This window comes from Dyella sp. 05T440, assembly GCF_056395965.1.
Genome location: NZ_JBFTKN010000008.1, coordinates 159,184 through 178,243 on the forward strand (window position 1 = coordinate 159,184; position 19,060 = coordinate 178,243).

Genomic DNA, 19,060 nt, shown 5'->3' on the forward strand with positions numbered 1-19,060 from the left:
CTCCTTAGCGGCCAGCCAATGCATCGACGATGTTCAGCCGCATCGCCCGCATGGCCGGCAATACGCCCACCAGCAGTCCGATGGCGATCATCAGCACCAGGCCCAGGATCCAGCTGCCCGCACCCACGCTGGGCAGGTTGAGCATGCCGCCGCTGCCGGCGCTCACGACGGGAATGATCAGCGAGGCCAGGCCAAGCCCGATCACACCGCCGAGCAACAACAGCAGTACGGACTCGGCCAGCACGATGGCGAGCACGGCCTGATTGGAGAAGCCAATCGTCTTGAGCACCGCCAGTTCGCTGGTGCGTTCGCGAACCGCCTGCATCATGGTGTTGCCGGACAACAGCAACAGCGTGAAGAACACCGCGCCCATGATCGAGCCCACGATCAGGCCGATATCAGCCAGCTGCTTCATCCAGTTGGCGGTCGCCGCCTGTTCGGTCTGGGTACGCGTCTCGTGATCGGAGTTGGCTGAGATCGCGTCGATCGCCTTGGCCACCTTGTCGGCCTGGTTCACATCGCTGACGCGCGTGACATACCAGCCCACGGTGCCGCGATTGAACGGCGTGGTCTCGTCGAAATACTTCCAGTGCAGCAACAGCATCTGGTCGAAGAAGCCGCCGCTCTTCTTGTCCTTCGAATGCAGGATGCCGACGATGTCGAACGTCCAGTTCTTGCTGCCCTGGCGATCCGGGAAGATGGTCGACTGCAGCGGTATCTTGTCGCCCACTTTCCAGTTGAAGCGCTTGGCCAGTTTTTCGCCGACGAGGATGCCCGTGCGCGTATCGTCAAAGGCCTTGCGCTCGGCCGCACTCACCTCGATCTCCGGATAGAGGTCGATGTAGTTCGGTTCCACCGCAAAACTGAAGACCTGGTTGTGCGGGTCCTGATAGGCGCCGCCGAACCAGTTCGCGTAGGTCACCATCTTCACGCCGGGCACCTGCGCAATCTGGGATTCCAGCGATTGCGGCAAGGTCTGGATGAAGGAGAGTTTCGAACCGGTCTGCAGGCGTTGTGCGCCATTGGCGCTCTGGCCCGCCTGGTTGAACGAGGTGCGCACCGCGTCGAGCATGCCAAACAGCAGGAACGCGGCAATGATCGACACGAGCGTAAGCAAGGTGCGGGTCTTGCGCCGGAACAGCGCCGCCCAGATGAGATGGAGATATTTCATCGTCGCATCCTCACGCCAGTGCCTGTTCGACCAGCGTACCCTTGTCCAGATGCAGCGTGTGGTTCGCGTATTCGGCCGCCTTGGGATCGTGCGTGACCATCACGATGGTCTTGCCGTGCTCGCGATTGAGCACGCGCAGCAGCCCGAGCACTTCCTCGGCGGACTGGCGATCGAGGTCGCCTGTCGGCTCATCGCAAACCAGCAGCGTGGGATCGGAAACAATGGCGCGGGCAATCGCCACGCGCTGTTGCTGGCCGCCGGAGAGTTCGCTGGGCTTGTGCGTCGCGCGCTCATCCAGACCTACCAGCTGCAATGCGATCGACGCGTTCTTGCGTCGCTGCGCGGCCGAGAGCTTGGTGAGCAGCAACGGCAACTCCACGTTGCGCTGCGCGGACAGCATCGGCATCAGGTTGTAGAACTGGAACACGAAGCCCACATGCGCCGCCCGCCACTTCGCCAACTGGCCACCGCCGAGCTGGTCGAGGCGCTGACCCGCCACCGTGATGCTGCCGCCGCTGGGCGTATCCAGGCCTCCGATGAGATTGAGCAAGGTGGTCTTGCCCGAACCGGACGGCCCCATCAACGCCAGGAAATCGCCTTCGGCAATATCGAGGTTGATGTGATGCAGCACTTCCACTTTCTGCTTGCCGCGCTCGTACACCTTGGAGAGGTCGCGGGTTTCGATCAACGTGCTCATGCGTTAGCTCCTGATGCGAATTGTTTGGCACCGCTCCAGGCGATGCATCCGATCACGCGTTGACGAGACGGATCACTGCGCGGCTTTTGCCGCCAGCTTGACCCGGTCGCCGTCCTTCAATGGCTCCGGCGGCGACACGACCACGGTGTCGCCCACCTGCACACCTGTCGGCAGCAGGCTCTGGTCGCCGATCTTCGAGGCGGCCGGGGATACCGTGCGCTGCTGCACGGTGTCGCCGCTGACGATGAACACCACGCCATGACCGTCGCGCTGCGCGATGGCCGCGGTCGGCACCAGCGCGCCCTGCGGTGCCTGTGCCTGCGGCGCTTCCTGCTTCTTTTCCAGGAAGGACACGCGCACGCCCATGTCCGGCACGATGCGTCCGTCCTTCTTCTCCAGCGCCACGCGCACTTTCACCGTGGCCTTGCCGCGATCGGCGGCAGGAACGATGGCGATGACGTGGGCGGGAATCTTCCAGTCCGGATAGGCGTCCAGCACGGCCTCGGCCGGCATATGCGGCTCCACGCGGCCGATATAGGCCTCGTTGACGTCCACGTCGACTTCCAGCGAATCCATGTCCACCACGGTGCCGACGCCCGTGCGGGTGAAACCGCCGCCGGCGGAGAACGGCGAGACGATTTCGCCGACTTGCGCGTCCTTGGTGGTGATCACGCCATCGAACGGCGCGCGGATCACGCAATAGTCGAAGTTGACCCGCGCCTCAACGACCTGCGCATCGGCCGAGGCCGCACTGCGCTGCTGCGAGAGCAGCTGCGCGCGCGTGCTGTCCACCAGCGTGCGCGATTGCTCGGCGACCTGTTTGGCGACCAGGCCTTTCACGGCGAGTCCTTCGTTGCGCACCGCGTCGCGCTCGTTCTGTGCAAGCTGCACCTGGTACTGCGACACCAGGGCGTGCGATGCGGCGGCCGCCGTACGGGCCGCATCAAGTGCGGCCTTGTACTGCGAGTCATCGAGGCGTGCCACCACCTGGCCCTGCTTCACGTGATCGCCCTCTTCAATCAGCACGTCGGTCAGCGTGCCGGTGATCTGTGCCGACACGGTCGCCTGCCGCCGCGCGGTGACATATCCGGTGGCCTGCAGCACCGCACCGGCCGCCGCATTGGCGACCGGCGACTGCGCCTGGGCCGTCTGCACTTCGATGGCCTGCCGGCCCAGCACCAACCACGCCACCCCAGCCGCGACCAGCAAGACGAGCAGCACGCCGCCAACGATCCACGGCCAGCGACCGGGTCCCTGGCCATGCTCCTCGCGCAGGTGTTTCTCGATGCGCAGTTCCTTCAATAGATCCGCATTCGCCACACGCTCTCCCTGCCGGTCCGAGCCGGTTCCATGATGCGATACACAATGCTGGAGCGACGCTTCCGCCTCCAGAGGCCCTCATCAGCCAAAGGCGGTGACAGCTGTCACACGGGCTGACTTGATCGAGGGCAGAGAACGGCCCGGTTGTACTCGCAAGCCCGGATCGAAAAAAGCTGACGTGACAGGGGACTGGCAGGACGGGTCAGCGGTGATACCCTTTCGGCCCATGTCATACGCCATTTCTCCCCCGCCTGTACCGAGCCTGCCGATCATCGGCAGCGACCAACGTTTCCCGCTGCGCCGCATCTTCTGCATCGGCCGCAACTACGCCGAGCACGCCCGCGAAATGGGCGCGACGGTGGACAAGGACACCCCGCTGTTCTTCACCAAGCCGGCCGATGCCGTGGTCACCGACGGTGCCGACGTCGTCTACCCGCAAGCCACCCACGATCTGCACCACGAAGTGGAAATGGTGGTGGCACTGGGCGCGGGCGGACGTGACCTGACCGAACAGCAAGCCGGCGCGCTGATCTGGGGCTACGGCGTGGGTCTGGACCTGACCCGCCGCGACCTGCAGGCCGTGGCCAAGGCCAAGAGCCATCCCTGGGACGTGGCCAAGGGCTTCGATCATTCCGCGCCCGTCTCCGCGCTGCGCCCGGCCAGCCAGGTGACGCTGGATGCCGATACCGCACTCACCTTGACCGTGAACGGCCAGCAGCGCCAGCACGGCCGCCTCGGCGACATGGTGCACAGCGTGAACGAGATCATTGCCCTGCTCTCGACGCTGTTCGAGTTGAAGGCCGGCGACCTGATCTTCACCGGGACGCCTGCCGGTGTTTCAGCGATGCAACGCGGCGACCGGTTTCATGCCGAATTGGCCGGTGTGGCCACGCTCGAGGGCAAGGTCGTCTGAACTTGCGGGCGCGGCTACATGCCGCGTCCACACGGCCCTGAGCTAGAGTGTCGCTGCCATCAAGCCCAGGGAGAGAAGCATGAGCATGCTCAAAGAGTTCAAAGAATTCGCCATGCGCGGCAACGTGATCGACCTCGCGGTCGGTGTGGTGATCGGCGGCGCGTTCGGCAAGATCGTCACCTCGCTGGTGGACCAGATCATCATGCCGCCGATCGGCCTGCTCACCGGCGGCGTCGATTTCTCGCAGATGAAGTGGGTGCTCAAGCCGGCCGACAATACCGATCCGGCACACAAGATTGCCGAAGTGGCTATTGGCTACGGCAACTTCATCAATACCCTGATCCAGTTCCTCATCATCGCGTTCGCGATCTTCCTGGTGGTCAAGGCGATCAATAAACTCACCCGCCGCGAGGAAGCCGCACCAGCGCCTCCGCCGGCAGACGTGGTGTTGCTCACCGAGATCCGCGACCTGCTGAAGGCGCAGAACCCGAAGTAAGCGACGAGGAACGTTGCGCGGAAAAGGCGCCCAGGGCGCCTTTTTTGTTTTTGATGTTTTTATCCCCGCACCGTGACTTCTGGCCTAAGCAGCCGGAGGCATGCGGGCCATAATCGAAGTTTCCGCCCAAGGAACGTCCCCATGCGTCAACTGCCGCTCACCTTGCTCGCCGCCAGCCTGATGTTTGCCATCGGCTCGGCCAACGCCGCCACCCAGACCACGGTTCCCGCCGCAGCCGTAAAGACGGCCGAACAGCTGCGCGACAAGGCGATGAACGACAACACGGCCTACCAGATCGTCGAGTCGCTGACCACGGAAGTGGGCCCCCGCATTGCCGGTGGCCCGGCCGATGAGCGCGGCCGCGAGTGGGCCATCGCCAAGTTCAAGGCACTGGGTTTCGACAAGGTCTATACCGAGCAGGTCACCTATCCGCTGTGGGAACGCCGCAGCGAACACGCAGCCATCGTGGCTCCGTTCCCGCAGCCGCTGGACCTGATCGCACTGGGCTACTCGGCCGGCACGCCCAAGGGCGGCCTCACTGCCGAAGTGGTGCGCTTCGATAGCCTCGATGCACTGAAAAAGGCCGATCCCGCCAGCGTGAAGGGCAAGATCGTTTACGTCGATGCGCACATGCAGCGCCACAAGGATGGCGCGGATTACGCCATCGGCTCGGGCGTGCGCGTCGGTGGTCCGGTGATCGCCGCCAAGATGGGCGCCGCCGGCTTCCTGCTGCGCTCGGCCGGCACCGACGCCAATAGCCGCACGCCGCATACGGGCGTCACCGGCTTCACCGATCCGAAAGACGCGATTCCCGCGGCTGCGCTCTCCAATCCCGATGCCGACCAGCTCACGCGCATCCTCGGCTATGGCAAGCCGGTGAGCGTCAAGCTCGATCTCGATGTCGGCTTCAACGGCAGCTATACCGGCGCCAACGTGATCGGCGAAATCACCGGCAAGAAGCACCCGGATCAGGTCGTGGCGATCGGCGGCCATCTCGATTCGTGGGACCCGGGCACCGGCGCCATCGACGACGGCGCGGGCGTGGCGATTGCCATGGCCGCCGGCAAACTGATTCACGACATGCCGCAGCGTCCGGACCGCACCATTCGCGTCATCGCGTTTGCCAACGAAGAGATGGGCCTGTGGGGCGGTCGCGCGTATGCCGACAAGCATGCCAAGGAAGTCTCGAAGTTCCAGCTCGGCACCGAGTCGGATTTCGGCGCGCGCAAGGTGTGGCTGATGACGGCCAGCGTGAAGCCCGAAGCGCGCGGCGCCATCGAGCAGATCGCCAAGGTGCTGGCGCCGATCGGCGTGGACTACGACGCCAAGAAGCCGGGCGGCGGTGGTTCGGACTTGTCGCAGATGCACGGCAAGGGCATGGCCGCGCTGTCGCTGGTCCAGGACGGCACTGATTACTTCGACTACCACCACACCGCCAACGACACGCTCGACAAGATCGACCCCAAGGAGTTGGCGCAGAACGTGGCGGTGTATGCGGCGTTCTCGTACATGGCTGCACAGGCCGATGGCGATTTTGGCTCGGCACCGGGGGCGTTTGCGAGTGACGGGGCGGAGGAGTGATCGCTCACCACGTGTGATCAAAAGGGCGGCCCACGGCCGCCCTTTTTTTGTCCAGCCATTCACTGTGGGAGCGCACCCTGTGCGCGACAAACCTACGAAGCGGAGACGACGCCTCGCCGCAGTCACGCACAGGGTGCGCTCCCACAGGAGGTGAGGTGAGGTGACGCTCAGTGGGCTGCTTCGGCTTCGCCCACACGCCGCTTGCGCGACAACCGCGCATTCAAGCGATCGAGGTACAGATAGATCACCGGCGTCAGATACAAGGTGAGCACCTGCGACACCAGCAAGCCACCCACCACGGCCAGGCCAAGCGGACGACGCGTGTCGGCACCCGCGCCCAATCCCAGCGCAATCGGCAAAGTGCCAGCAAACGCGGCCATCGTCGTCATCATGATCGGGCGGAATCGCACCTGGCACGCTTCGACGATCGCCAACGCCGGCGCAGTGCCTTCGCTGCGCTGCTTCTCCAACGCAAAGTCGATCATCATGATCGCGTTCTTCTTCACGATGCCGATCAGCATCACGATACCCACGAAGGAGAACAGGTCCAGCGGCGCGTGGAAGATCATCAGTGTCAGCAACGCACCCACACCGGCCGATGGCAGTCCGGAGAGGATCGTCAACGGATGGATGAAGCTTTCGTACAGAATGCCGAGCACCAGATAGATCACGAACAGCGCCATCACCAACAGCAGGCCCATGCCCTGCATCGAGTCCTGAAACGCCTGCGCCGTGCCCTGCACGCTGCCGGTGATGGTGGGCGGCAGGTTCATCTGCTTCATCGCGCCATCGATGCTCGCAACGGCCTCGCTGAGGCTCACGCCCGACGCGAGGTTGAACGAGACCGTCACCGCGGGAATCTGGCCCTGGTGATTGACGGTGAGCGCCTGCGGCTTGCGCTCGAAGCTCGCCACCGCATTGAGCGGCACCAATCCGCCACTGCTCGAGGTGACGTAGATCTGCGACAGCACGTCCGGATCATTCTGCAACGCGTAGTAGACCTGCAGGATCACCCAATACTGTGATGACGCGCCGTAGATGGTGGAAATCTGATTGGCGCCGAACGCCGAACCCAGCGCCGTCTGCACCTGATCCATGCTCAGGCCCAGCGTCGCCAGCTTGTCGCGGTTCACATTCACCACAATGGATGGACCGTTGAGGTCCAGGTCGCTGGTGACGTCCTGGAAACCGGGCAGCTTGCTGAAGGCGGTGATCACCTTGCCCGACCAGTCGTACAGCGCTGGCGTGTCGATCGACTGCAAGGTGTACTGGTATTGCGCCTTCGATTGACGTCCGCCCACCTGGATCGGCGGCGGGTTCTGGATATAGGCGCGGATGCCGGGCACTTTGGCGAACTTGGCGCGCAGCTCCTGGATGATTTCGTTGATGCCCTGCTCACGCTCGCCGGCGGGCTTGAGCGTGAGCGACAGGGAACCGTTGTTGGTGGTCGTGCGCGCACCGCCGCTGCCGACCGACGACATATAGCTCTGGATGTTCGGATCGTCGCCCACGATCTTGGCCAGCTGCTGCTGGCGTTGCGCCATGCTGGCCACGGAGGTGTCGTCCGGACCTTCGACGTTGACGTTGAGCTGCCCCGAATCGCCGGCCGGGATGAAATCCTTGTCGACCACCACGAAAAGCACCGCCGTGGCGACCAGACTGGCCACGAACAGCCCCATGATGCTGCGCGGATGATGCACGGCCCAGGTCAGCGAACTCACGTAGCCACGGCGCACGCGCTCGAAACCCGCGTCGAACCACAGCACGATTTTCGCCTTCTTTTCGTGCTCGGCATGCTTGAGGAAGCGGCTGCACAGCATCGGCGTCAGCGTGATGGAGACGAAGCCGGAGATCAGGATCGCCACACTCAGCGTCACCGCGAACTCATGGAACAGGCGACCGACGATGCCGCCCATGAACATCACCGGCAGAAACACCGCCACCAGCGACAAGGTCATCGAGAAGATGGTGAAGCCGATTTCGCTGGCACCTTTGAGCGACGCCTCGTACGGATCCATGCCCTCTTCCACGTGACGCACGATGTTTTCGAGCATCACGATGGCATCGTCCACCACGAATCCGACTACCAGCGTCAGGGCGAGCAGCGAAAGATTGTCCAGGCTGTAGCCCAGCGCAAACATCGCGCCGAACGTACCGACGATGGAGACCGGCAGCGCCAAGGCAGGAATCAAGGTGGCGGATGCATTGCCAAGGAACAGATAGATCACCAGCACCACCAGCGCACCGGCGAGCAGCAGGGTGAACTGCACGTCGTTCACCGATTCGCGGATGGATACCGAACGGTCGTACAGCACGGCCAGCTTGATCGACGGCGGCAAGGTCGCTTCGAAGGTGGGCAGGACCGCGCGAATGCGATCGATGGTAGCCACCGTGTTCGAGCCCGGCTGGCGCTGGATCGCGAGCACGATGGCGCGCTCGCCGTTGTACCAGCTGGCGACCTGGTCGTTCTGCACACTGTCTTCGGCCTTGCCCAGGTCCGACAGCCGTACGGGTGCGCCATTGCGGTAGGCCACGATGATGCTGTTATACGCATTGGCCCGCTGCAACTGGCCGTCCGAACGGATTTGCAGCAGCTGGCGATTGCCGTTCAAGGAGCCCGTTGCCAGATTCACGTTGGCGGCGGCGATGGCGTTCTGCACCGTATCGATGCCGATGCCGCTGGCTGCCAGCTTCTGCGGATCCACGCTGACGCGCACCGCGTATTTCTGCGCGCCATATACGCTCACCTGCGCCACGCCGTCGATCATCGACAGGCGCTGCGCCAGCTGGGTCTCGGCGTAATCATCGACCACGGAAAGCGGCTGCGTGCGTGAGCGCAACGTGAGATAGAGAATTGGTGCGTCCGCCGGATTCACCTTGCGGAAAGTCGGCGGCGTGGGCATGTTGGTGGGTAGCTGGCGCTGTGCGGCGGAAATGGCCGCCTGCACGTCCTGCGCCGCGCCATCGATATTGCGATCGAGCTCGAAGGTAAGCGTGATCGAGGTGGCGCCCAAGGCACTGGTCGAGGTCATCGACTGGATGCCGGCAATCGTCGACAACTGATTTTCCAGCGGCGTCGCCACCGCCGTCGCCATCGTTTCCGGCGCCGCGCCCGGCAAGCTGGCGCTCACCGTGATGGTGGGGAAATCGACATTGGGCAATTCGTTGACCGGCAGCTTCGGGTAGGCGACAACGCCAAACACCAGCAACGCCACCATCAACAGCGTGGTCATCACCGGGCGTTGGATGCACAGGGCAGGCAGGTTCATGTGCCGCCTCAGCCCTTGTCAGTCACGACGTGCACATGGGCGCCGTCGACCAGCAGCAGCTGGCCGTCCGTCACCACGGTCTCGTTGCCGTCCAGGCCTTTCTCGATGACGATCTGCGCGCCCGTCGTGGGGCCCGCCGTGACCATGCGCTGCTGCACCGTGCCGTCTGCATTGGCCACAAACACGAAACTGCCCAGCGGCGAGTTCTGCAGAGCCACCACGGGCACCGTCACCACATTGCTCAGGCGCGTGGTAGGCAACGCCACTTCCACGAACTGCCCCGGCGTGAGCCGGTCGTCGTCGTTGGCGTAGCGCGCCTTGAGCTGGATGGTGCTGGTAGTGGCATCCACCGAGTTGTTGATGAAGTCCAACTCGGCAGCCATCGGCGCTGACTTGGTGCCGGGGATATTCACGGCCACGGGCACCTTGCCGCGCGTCATGCTGGCCTTGATGCCATCCAGGCCCGTCTCGGGCACGGAGAAAGTCACGTGGATCGGGCGTATCTGATTGAGCACGACGATCGAGGTGTCATTGGCAGTGAGCTGCGCGCCGGGATAGACCAGCGGTGCACCGGCGATGCTGTCGAACGGCGCCTGGATCTGCGTATAGCTCAGCTGCGTGCGCGCCAGTTCCACGGCCGCCTGGTCGGCCTTCACCGCGGCGGTATAGATGCTCTGGTTGGCCTTGTACGTGTCGTAGTCCATCTGCGAGACATAGCCCTTGCCTAGCAAGGGCTGGTAACGCTTGATGACGGTGTTGGCGTTGTCGAGCTGCGCCTGGTCCTTGGCGACATTGCCCAGCGCCTGATCGAGCTGCGCCTGCAGCAGGCTCGGATCGATGCGGATGATGGTGTCGCCCTGCTTCACCTGTCCGCCGGGCCTGAACAGCAAGGCCTGCAACTGGCCGCTGACGCGCGCCTGCACGTTCACCGTCGAAAAGGCTTCGGCGCGACCAATCACCTTCAAGGTGAGATCGAGATCGCCGCGATGCGCGCTGGCCACCTTCACCGGCACCGATGAGGGTGTGACAGGCGTCTTGGCGGCGGCACGCTCGCCGCCGCGGAACATCTGCGCGGCCACGATCGCGGCGACGATGATCGCTGCCAGCACTACGAGTTTCTTGCGGGACGAACCTTGCATGATGTCTCCGACCACCCACCGCTACCGGCGCGCCCGTCATGCGCCGGGGCGCCGCCACAAAAGGCTGCGCTGCCTGTCCAAAAAGGGGATTGCCGCACCGAAGCATGCCCTCTTTACATGGGCATCCCTCACTTCCCCGGTGCGTCGCACCAGGCATTGTGATGCAGCCAGCGTCCGTGACCCGCACGACCGACAGCACTTGGCAAATCGTCCGCCGTCAGGCAGACGACATGTTCATCGCAAAATAGTATGGCGGCAGCATGACGCACACCTGCCATAAGGCCTGGGCCGGGGCTTGCTGGGGCGTTGGATCAGACCTCGCCGTCGTCGGGGCTGGCCCCGTTGTCCAGCGCCTGCAGGTTTTCCTTGATGCGGTTGAGCACGCCCAGCGCCTGCTCCAGCTCAGGCACGCTGATACCCTGGGTGGCATCCTTGCGTACACCCTTGGCGATCAGCTCCATATCGGCGATGACGCCGCGCGCCTGGTCGGTGACATAGAGCCGCCATGCGCGGCGGTCCTTGGGATCAGGCCGGCGTTCGACGAAACCGGCGGCCTGCAGGCGATCGATCACCCGGCCCACCGCGATGGGCTCCATCTCCAAGGATTCAGCCAGCTCGGTCTGGCGCAGGCCTTCGCGGTGGTAGAGCATCTTGGTGGCCCGCCACTGGGCGCGGGTCAACCCGAATTTCACGGCTCGCCTGTCGAAGTGCTTGCGGAACAGCAAGGTGACATCGTTGAGCAAATAGCCAAACGAAATGTCTTCTGCCTTAGTCATGGCGATGGGTCATTCCCTGCGGGATGGTGTCGTAGCCCAAGCATACGTCGCAACTATTTACGAAGCCAAGGCCTATGAACATAGACATCATTGTCGGCGACATTACCGCACTGGACGTGGATGCCATCGTCAACGCCGCCAACAGCGCGCTGCTGGGCGGCGGCGGCGTGGATGGCGCCATCCACCGGGCGGCGGGCCCGAGGCTGATGGAGGCCTGCCAGGCCATACCCGAGCTCAGCCCCGGCGTGCGCTGTCCTACCGGCGAAGCGCGCATCACCGCCGGATTCGACCTCAAGGCACGCTACATCATCCATACCGTCGGCCCGATCTGGCTGGGCGGCCAGAGCGGCGAGCCTGAACAGTTGGCCAACTGCTATCGGCAAAGCCTGGTGCTGGCGACAGAATATGACCTCAATTCGATCGCCTTCCCCGCGATCAGCTGTGGGGTCTACGGCTATCCGCCGCATCGGGCCGCGCGGGTGGCCGTGCGCAGCCTGCTGGATGCGCCGCAGGGCGGTCCATCAGAGGTGCGGGTCTGCTGTTTCAGCGAGGACATGGCCGCCATCTGGCGCGAGGCGCTCAGCGACGCACATTGAACGGATAGAGCGGCGGCAGCGGCGAGGCGTTCGACGCTTGCGCCAGGGGCTGCCACGCAAATCCATTTTTGAACGCAGCAACGAGGCGCTCGTTCAGCCCGGCATCGTCCGCGCCGGCATAGCGTTTGCGCTGCAAGGCATCGATGGCTTCGCGTTGAGCTCCTGCAGACAAAGCCAGGGCGAGTTCACCGAGATTGCGTAGCGCAGGCCTTTCCACCTGGGCCCAGGCGAGCAAGGAGGCCGCCTGTCCTGCCGCATCCTTGCCACGGGCAGCAGCAAGAAAGGCCGCGCGCAGATGCGGTGCCGTGGCCTGGGTTTCCCGTGGCGGCGCATCCGCCGCCAGCCCGCCGCGTCGACGACGCCAGATCAGCCAGGCCAGCACCGTCAGTACCCACAAGCCGAGGCTGGCGAAGGCGATACTGCGCCACCAGGTGTGTTGGACGACGACGGTGGCCTGCGCCGGCGCGACTTCGACAGGTATGGCGTTGCTTTGCGGCGTGGGCGCTGCCGACGCCGCTGGCGCGCCTGCCGCCGCCAGCACGTTGAACGTCTGCGCCGGAATGCGCGCTGTTTCGGCGTGGTTCTCCACCACGTTCCACCAGGTGAGCGTGGTTTCCGGAATGCTCAGCTTGCCGACGCGATTGGGCACCACGGCGAAGCTCTGCTGACGACGCCCCACCAGCCACGGGCCTTCCACGCGCGTGCCATTCACCGGCTTGTCCGGATACACAGTGGCGCCGTCGAGCGAGGGCAGGCTGAGCGCAGGCAAGGCCTCGTACGGCAGGCCGACGGCCTGCACGTTCATCACCAGGTTCAATGGTTCGCCCACATGCAGATCGCCATGCGACGGGCCGCCATCCAGCGTGAGATTGAGCGAACGCGCAGGCAGCCATGCCGCCTGCGCCGCCCGCGTGGGGGCCGGCCGTACATCGATGTCCACCACCGGCGACGCCGCCGTGATCGGCGTGCCGTTGCCGAAGAAGGCGTCGGGGTTGGCCATGTTGACCGACTCGCCCTGGAAGGCCACGGCTGGAATCTGCAGATGGCCTTCGCGCTGTGGCGTGGCCGCGTAGCGGCGCTCGATCACGTTGTAGCGACGACCGCCCCGCTCCGCCTGGTAGGTGATTTCATCGCCGAGGCGACGGAAGTCGATGCCGGTTACTTGCGGGTCTTCCAGGGCCCCGCTGGTCAGATCGGTGGCGTAGAACAAGCGCACCGTATAGACGATCTGCTGGCCGACATACGCGCTGGCGGGATCGACCGTCGCCTCGACGAAGACGTCCTTGCGACCCGCCGCTGCTGCGCTGGCATCGGGCTGCACCACCTCCAAATCCACTGGTGCGGTGGTCCCGCCGGCAAAGGACAGCGCTGGAATGCGCAAGGTGCCCACACGCAGCGGACGCAATGCCACGCCCACCGTAACCTGCGCGGCGCGCTGGCCGTTGATGATGCTGATGCTGGTGTTGCTTGAAGAGCCAAGCACGGCGAAGTCCTCCGACAACGCGCTCAGGTCCGGTGTGGCCGCCATGGCGCCGCCACTGGCGCGCAGATTCAGCGTGACTGTCTCACCAAGCTCCACGCGATTGCGATCCAGCGTTGCCTGGACGTCCGCGGCGAACGACGCCAGCGGCCACAGGCACGCGAGGCAAAACAGCAAGATATGAAGATAGCGGGCCTTCACTGCGAGTCACCTTCAGACGGCGATGCGCCACCATGGCGCTGCCGGTATTCAAGTTCGAACTTGCGCCGTAACAGCGCGCCCGGATCGTCAGGCACGCGCTGCAGCGCCTGTCGCACATCGGCAGGCAGTTTCGATTGGGCGTCGTCTTTCTCGATGGCGCCAAGTTCGTGGGTGCCGTCGCGCGCCTTCTCGTTGGCTTGCTGCTTGCCCAGCGCCTCGTCCATCTGCTTTTGAAGCGCCTGTTGCGCCTGGGCCTGGCGTGCGCGCTCCTGCGCCTGTTGCTCGGGCGTCTGCGGCTGATTGACGCCTTCCTGGCCGGGCGACTTGTCCATCGTCTGGTTGCGCCCCTGCTCGCTCTGATCGTGGCTCTGGCCTTCCGATCCGCCGTGCGCATCCTGCGAGGACTTGCCTTGGCCCTGGTCCTGTTTGCTCTCGTCGCGCTGCTGGCCCGCCTGGCCTTGTGCATTGTCGGGCGGTGTAGTCGAGGGACCCGAGCCTGCCTTGCCCTTGTTGTCCTTCGCACCGTTGTCGTTCTGCGGATTCTTAGGCTGATGACGCATCCAGTCTTCCACCGCCTTGCGATTGGCCAGCGCATCGGCGTTCTTGGGATCGGCCTTGAGCGCTCGATCGTAGGCATCCAGGGCGCCCTGGTAATCGCGCTGCCTGGCCAGCGCATTGCCAAGGTTGTATTGCGCGTCAGTGCCAGCCAGCGGGCGCAGCTGATTGCCTGCCGCGGCGTAGTCTCCGGCGCGATAGGCGGCCGCTCCACGCAAGGCGGGATCGCGCGCCAACTGCTCGGCACGCCTGGCATCGCCCTGTTGCAACGCCATGGCGGCTTGTTGATCGGGGCGACGCCACAAATCGCTCCACGTGCTCGCCTGTGCCACACCGGGCATCGCGGGCAGCAACGCCAGCGCGAACAGCATCAGCCAACCACGGCGGAACGACGTGGCCGCCAGCGGCAGCAACAACAGCAGCAACCATGGCCCGCGATCCTGCCATTCGTCGCCGTGCAGATCGGCCGCCAGTGTTGCCGGTCCGCCTGCGCGCAGTTCGCCATCGAGCGCGCGTATGTCGCGATCATCATCGGTCATCGGCACGTATTGCCCGCCGCCGCTGGCGGCGAGTGCGCGCAAGGCATCGTCGTTGCGCCGCGCGAGCGTCACGCCGCCTTGCGCGTCGCGCTGGAAGCTGTTGTCCGACAGCGGTACCGGGCCACCTTGCGCAGTACCGATGCCCAGCACCGAAACGCGCACGCCATCGGCCAGCGCCTTGCGCGCGGCAGCCTGCGCCGCAGCATCGGCATCATCGGTGACCAGCACCAGCGAGCCGCCGCCGACCTTGGCGTCGTGTATCAGGCTGACGCCGCGTTCGATGGCCTGGGCCGGATCGTCGCCATCGACAGGCATGGTATCGGGCGAGAGTGCCGCCAGCAGATCGTTGAGCGCCGCGCCATCGGAGGTCAACGGCGCCACCACGAAGGCTTCGCCAGCGTACGCGATCAACGCGTTCAGCCCATCATGATTGCTGGCCAGGAGATCTCGCACCTTGTAGCGCGCGCGATCCAGCCGGCTTGGTGTCACATCGCGCGCCAACATGCGCTGCGACAGCGACACGGCCACCACCTGGGCGGCGCGTTTCGCATACAAGGGTTGCGCCACGCGGCTCCAGGTGGGTCCTGCCATCGCCAGCGTGACGAGCGCCCAGCCACAGGCCAGCAACCATGGCGTGGCGCGCCTGCGCACGGGATTTCCTTTCAACAGGAACGGCAACAACTCCGCATCGACCAGGCGCGACAGTTGTTCGCGCGCACCGTGTCGCCCTGCGGCAAGCGCAATCAACAGCGGCAGCGCGCAAAGAGCGAGCAGCCACCACGGCCGCAGGAAATGAAACTGCTGCCATGCCTCGCTCATGCAAACGCCTCCCGGCGGCGCACATGCGGTGCGAAGGCGAGCAGCCATGCCAGCACGGCGAAGCCCAGCGGCCAGCGGAACAACTCATGGCGCGGCCGCAGCGAAGGGCCTTGTTGCGGCATCGGCTCAAGTGCATCGATGGCGCGATAGGCATCGGCCAATTGACTGGCATCCGTAGCGCGGAAATAGCGACCACCGGTCTGCGTCGCCATGGTGCGCAGCATGTTTTCGTCCAGGTCCGCCGACGGATTCACCGTATGCGTGCCAAACAAATCGGGAATGCTCATCTCCGTGGCGCCGATGCCGATGGTGTAGATGCGCACGCCAGCGGCTTTCGCCGCATGCGCGGCATCAAGCGGCGCGATGTTGCCGGCGTTGTTGACGCCATCGGTCAGCAGCACGACTACGCGCGCCTGTTCCGGCAAACCCGCCAGCCGCTTCACCGCCACGCCGATGGCATCGCCAATCGCCGTTTCGGTACCTGCCAGGCCCACGGCCGCGCCCTGCAGCTGTGCGCGCACGGCCTGCAAGTCATAGGTGAGCGGCGTCACCAGGAAGGCTCGGCTGCCGAACAGGATCAAACCCATCTCATCGCCGCTACGACGCGCAATGAAATCGCCGGCAATCGCCTCCACTGCACCAAAGCGGCTGACCGGCTGCCCGCTCAGCTGCATGTCGTCGGTGCGCATGCTTCCGGATAGATCGACCGCCAGCATCAGGGCACGCCCGCTGCGTTGCTGGGCCTGGGGTGGCCCCACCCATTGAGGGCGCGCAGCCGCGGCAAGCAGGGCCAGCCACGCGAGCACCAGCAACCAGGTACGCCAGCCGCCTCGCCCCTGTCGCTCGGGCGTGTCCAGATGCACGCCCGGATGGGGAATGTGCAGGGCCTGCCCCGGCGCGGCAGGACGCAGCCACCACCGCAACAGCCACGGGAGCGGCGCCAGCACGATGATCCACGGCCAGACGAACTCGGTCATGGCAGCATCCCGCTCGCTTTGCGGCCACCCAAACCCTGGCCAGACGATGGGACGCGGTGGCGCCACGCCAGCTGCAACCAGCGGCGCGTGGCGCCTGCCGCGGCATCGGGATCCAATGGCGTCGCCGGGCGGTACATGGCTGCTTCCAAACCGTGCAGTTGCTCAAGCGCGATGGCGTCGACGGGCATCCGCGCCAGCGTCTGGCGCCAGGCCTCGCCACGCTGCTGCGCGGCAGCCGGATCGATGCGCAGCGCGCCCCGCCGCAACAGCTGATGCAATCCGCTGGCGAGCGCTTGCGGTTGCTCGCGACACAACGACAGCACCTGGTCGACCTCGGCCAACACGCGCCGTTCGTCGCCAGCACGGCGGCGCTGTCGACGCCACCACCAGATGGACACGCCGACGGCGAGCAGTCCCAACACCATCAGGCCCCACCATCCGGGCGCCAACGGCCACCATGAGGGCGGCGGCGGCAGATGGATGTCGCGCAGCAAAGGGCCGTTGGCCGGTGCGGCGGCTGGCGCGCTCATCGACGTACTCCGGGCGCCAGCAGCGACATCACGGCATCCAGCGGATCGGCGGCGGTATCGATGGTGCTGTGCGGCAGGCCGAGCGCTTGCGCCATGGCGTTGAGTCGGCTCTGCCCTGCGCCAAGCGCCTGCTGGAACTCGCGGCGCTGACGCCCGCCAAACAGGGCCACTTCGCGGCGGATGCCATCGTGTTCCATCGGATAACGCCCTGCGGGCGGCAGCCCCAGCTCCAGGGCATCTGCCACCACCAGCACGCGGATGCCCGCCTTGTGCGACAGCTTGAGCAGGTGACCCTGCGCACCGTCGTCGCAGCTGAGCCCGTCGCTGATCAACAATACGCGATTGGCGCCATGCATCAGCCGCCCCGCGCGCAACAGCACATCGGACAGCGGCTCGCCCGGAATCGGCGCATAGCTGGCATCCCAATCCGCCAGCGCACCGCAGACGGCAAGCGCACCGCGCGTGCCCGACTGCGGCCGCAGCATGCGGTGACCGTTACCAAAGGACATCAAGCCTACCCGCTCACCCGCGCGCACGGCGTACCACGCAGCCAGCGCCGCAGCACGCGCAGCCTGCACGGATTTCAGGCGTACACGGGTACCAAAGCGCATGCTCTCATGGGCGTCGAGCAGGATCAGCAAGCGACCCTCGCGTTCCTCCTGGAACAACTTGGTGTGCAGGCGGCCGCTACGCGCGGTCAGCCGCCAATCCATGCGTCTCACATCGTCGCCCGGCTGGTAGACACGCGATTCGGCGTAATCCATGCCGCGGCCGTATAGACGGCTGGATTGCTGGCCCGAGCGCATCGCCCGGCTTTCCAGCCTCGGCAGCGCCGCTTTGGCGACCCGTGCGCGCAAGGCCACCAATTCGGCGAGGCGGACGCTCGTACGGCCATCGCCGTCCGGTGTGATGGGAGCAACGGCACTCACGGCAGGGGCACAAGATCCAGTACGCGGCGTATCACCTGATCGCTGCGAACGCCTTCGGCCTCCGCTTCGTAGCTGAGCAGGACGCGATGGCGCAGCACTTCGTGGACGATGGCGTGCACGTCTTCAGGCAGCACGTAATCGCGCCCGGCCAGCCAGGCGTGGGCGCGAGCGCAGCGATCCAGTGCGATGGTCCCTCGCGGGCTGGCGCCCCAGGCGATCCAGCGCTTGAGCTCCGCGCCGTAGGCGCCCGGCTCGCGTGTCGCCAGCACCAGTTGCGTGATGTATTCCTCCAGCGCCGGCGCCATGTGCACATCCAGCACGGCCTCGCGTGCACTGAAGACATCGTTCTGGCTCAAGCTGGGCCGCGCCACCGCTACCGGATGCAGGCTCCTGCGCGCCTGCTCGCGGGCCAGCTGCAGGATGGCCAGCTCGGCGGCCGCGTCGGGATAACCGATGGTCACGTGCATCACGAAGCGGTCGAGCTGTGCCTCGGGCAACGCAAACGTGCCTTCCTGCTCGATCGGGTTCTGCGTCGCCATCACCATGAACAGCTCCGGCAGGCGCCAGGTGCTGCGTCCCACGGTGATCTGGCGTTCGGCCATCGCTTCGAGCAGGGCCGATTGCACCTTGGCCGGTGCGCGGTTGATTTCGTCGGCCAGCACGATGTTGTGGAACAGCGGGCCACGCTCGAACTCGAAACTGCCCGCTTGCGGACGAAACACGTCGGTGCCCGTGAGATCGGCCGGCAACAGGTCGGGCGTGAACTGCACGCGGTGGAAATCGGCCTCGATGCAGGCTGCCAGCGCCTTGACGACAGTGGTCTTGGCCAGGCCCGGGGCGCCTTCGACCAGGAGGTGACCATCGGCCAACAGGGCCACCAGCAGGCAATCGATCAGGTGCGGCTGGCCAATGACGCTGCGTTGCAGCTCATCGCGCACGCGCAGGAAAGCCTCTTGCAGGCTGGATGAGGTGGGGGCCTCGGGCATGTCCATCGGGGAATCCATCAAGGTTGAACGTAACGACAGACCTTAACTGGCTCCGGAAGTTTACTACCCATGACTTCCGACCCCCA

The 19,060-nt window shown here is 65.2% G+C and carries 16 protein-coding genes; 4 read left to right on the plus strand and 12 right to left on the minus strand.

Features of this window, described 5'->3' with window-relative positions; genetic code table 11:
* Positions 1-4 precede the first annotated feature (4 nt).
* The 3 genes from AC1DE1_RS12600 to AC1DE1_RS12610 form a co-directional block, all read right to left on the minus strand.
* Complete coding sequence (locus AC1DE1_RS12600) at positions 5-1,171, minus strand: ABC transporter permease (RefSeq protein ID WP_477175027.1); 1,167 nt, start codon at positions 1,169-1,171, stop codon at positions 5-7.
* A gap of 10 nt (positions 1,172-1,181) precedes the next feature.
* Positions 1,182-1,868: an ABC transporter ATP-binding protein gene (locus tag AC1DE1_RS12605; protein WP_441604476.1), complete on the minus strand. Its 687-nt coding sequence runs from the start codon at positions 1,866-1,868 to the stop codon at positions 1,182-1,184.
* A gap of 72 nt (positions 1,869-1,940) precedes the next feature.
* Positions 1,941-3,188, minus strand: coding sequence for an efflux RND transporter periplasmic adaptor subunit (locus tag AC1DE1_RS12610; RefSeq protein ID WP_477175028.1), 1,248 nt, complete (start codon positions 3,186-3,188; stop codon positions 1,941-1,943).
* Positions 3,189-3,414: 226 nt separating this feature from the next.
* On the opposite strand from AC1DE1_RS12610, the gene AC1DE1_RS12615 reads away from it, so the two are divergent.
* The 3 genes from AC1DE1_RS12615 (at position 3,415) to AC1DE1_RS12625 (ending at position 6,178) form a co-directional block, all read left to right on the plus strand.
* Positions 3,415-4,101 (plus strand): fumarylacetoacetate hydrolase family protein, encoded by a 687-nt coding sequence (locus AC1DE1_RS12615; protein ID WP_441604478.1) that lies wholly within the window; start codon positions 3,415-3,417, stop codon positions 4,099-4,101.
* A 79-nt stretch (positions 4,102-4,180) separates the two neighbouring features.
* The gene (mscL, locus tag AC1DE1_RS12620) at positions 4,181-4,597 is read left to right on the plus strand and encodes a large-conductance mechanosensitive channel protein MscL (RefSeq protein ID WP_477175029.1); all 417 of its coding nucleotides are present in this window, start codon (positions 4,181-4,183) and stop codon (positions 4,595-4,597) included.
* 141 nt (positions 4,598-4,738) lie between these two features.
* A complete protein-coding gene (locus tag AC1DE1_RS12625; protein ID WP_477175030.1) occupies positions 4,739-6,178 on the plus strand; it encodes a M20/M25/M40 family metallo-hydrolase in 1,440 nt (479 codons plus the stop codon).
* Positions 6,179-6,345: 167 nt separating this feature from the next.
* Here AC1DE1_RS12625 and AC1DE1_RS12630 read toward each other — a convergent pair whose 3' ends face one another.
* The 3 genes from AC1DE1_RS12630 to AC1DE1_RS12640 form a co-directional block, all read right to left on the minus strand.
* Positions 6,346-9,447, minus strand: a complete 3,102-nt coding sequence (locus AC1DE1_RS12630) for an efflux RND transporter permease subunit (RefSeq protein WP_477175031.1) — start codon at positions 9,445-9,447, stop codon at positions 6,346-6,348.
* A gap of 8 nt (positions 9,448-9,455) precedes the next feature.
* A complete protein-coding gene (locus AC1DE1_RS12635; protein WP_477175032.1) occupies positions 9,456-10,586 on the minus strand; it encodes an efflux RND transporter periplasmic adaptor subunit in 1,131 nt (376 codons plus the stop codon).
* Positions 10,587-10,897: 311 nt separating this feature from the next.
* Positions 10,898-11,362 (minus strand): MarR family winged helix-turn-helix transcriptional regulator, encoded by a 465-nt coding sequence (locus AC1DE1_RS12640; RefSeq protein ID WP_441604483.1) that lies wholly within the window; start codon positions 11,360-11,362, stop codon positions 10,898-10,900.
* Between the two features lie 74 nt (positions 11,363-11,436).
* Here AC1DE1_RS12640 and AC1DE1_RS12645 point away from each other — a divergent pair, with 74 nt between their 5' ends.
* Positions 11,437-11,958: an O-acetyl-ADP-ribose deacetylase gene (locus AC1DE1_RS12645; protein ID WP_441604484.1), complete on the plus strand. Its 522-nt coding sequence runs from the start codon at positions 11,437-11,439 to the stop codon at positions 11,956-11,958.
* Here the strand turns inward: AC1DE1_RS12645 and AC1DE1_RS12650 are convergent.
* From AC1DE1_RS12650 to AC1DE1_RS12675, 6 genes are read right to left on the minus strand one after another with little or no spacing between them, the layout of a single operon-like run.
* Positions 11,942-13,639 (minus strand): BatD family protein, encoded by a 1,698-nt coding sequence (locus AC1DE1_RS12650; protein WP_477175033.1) that lies wholly within the window; start codon positions 13,637-13,639, stop codon positions 11,942-11,944. The genes AC1DE1_RS12645 and AC1DE1_RS12650 overlap by 17 nt on opposite strands.
* Complete coding sequence (locus tag AC1DE1_RS12655) at positions 13,636-15,552, minus strand: VWA domain-containing protein (protein WP_477175034.1); 1,917 nt, start codon at positions 15,550-15,552, stop codon at positions 13,636-13,638. Before AC1DE1_RS12655 ends, AC1DE1_RS12650 begins: the two co-directional genes overlap by 4 nt.
* Positions 15,549-16,529: a VWA domain-containing protein gene (locus AC1DE1_RS12660; protein ID WP_477175035.1), complete on the minus strand. Its 981-nt coding sequence runs from the start codon at positions 16,527-16,529 to the stop codon at positions 15,549-15,551. Before AC1DE1_RS12660 ends, AC1DE1_RS12655 begins: the two co-directional genes overlap by 4 nt.
* A complete protein-coding gene (locus AC1DE1_RS12665; protein ID WP_477175036.1) occupies positions 16,526-17,059 on the minus strand; it encodes a DUF4381 family protein in 534 nt (177 codons plus the stop codon). The genes AC1DE1_RS12660 and AC1DE1_RS12665 overlap by 4 nt, the downstream gene beginning before the upstream one ends.
* Positions 17,056-17,988, minus strand: coding sequence for a DUF58 domain-containing protein (locus tag AC1DE1_RS12670; RefSeq protein ID WP_441611417.1), 933 nt, complete (start codon positions 17,986-17,988; stop codon positions 17,056-17,058). The genes AC1DE1_RS12665 and AC1DE1_RS12670 overlap by 4 nt, the downstream gene beginning before the upstream one ends.
* Complete coding sequence (locus tag AC1DE1_RS12675; RefSeq protein ID WP_477175037.1) at positions 17,985-18,980, minus strand: AAA family ATPase; 996 nt, start codon at positions 18,978-18,980, stop codon at positions 17,985-17,987. The genes AC1DE1_RS12670 and AC1DE1_RS12675 overlap by 4 nt, the downstream gene beginning before the upstream one ends.
* Between the last annotated feature and the right edge of the window lie 80 nt (positions 18,981-19,060).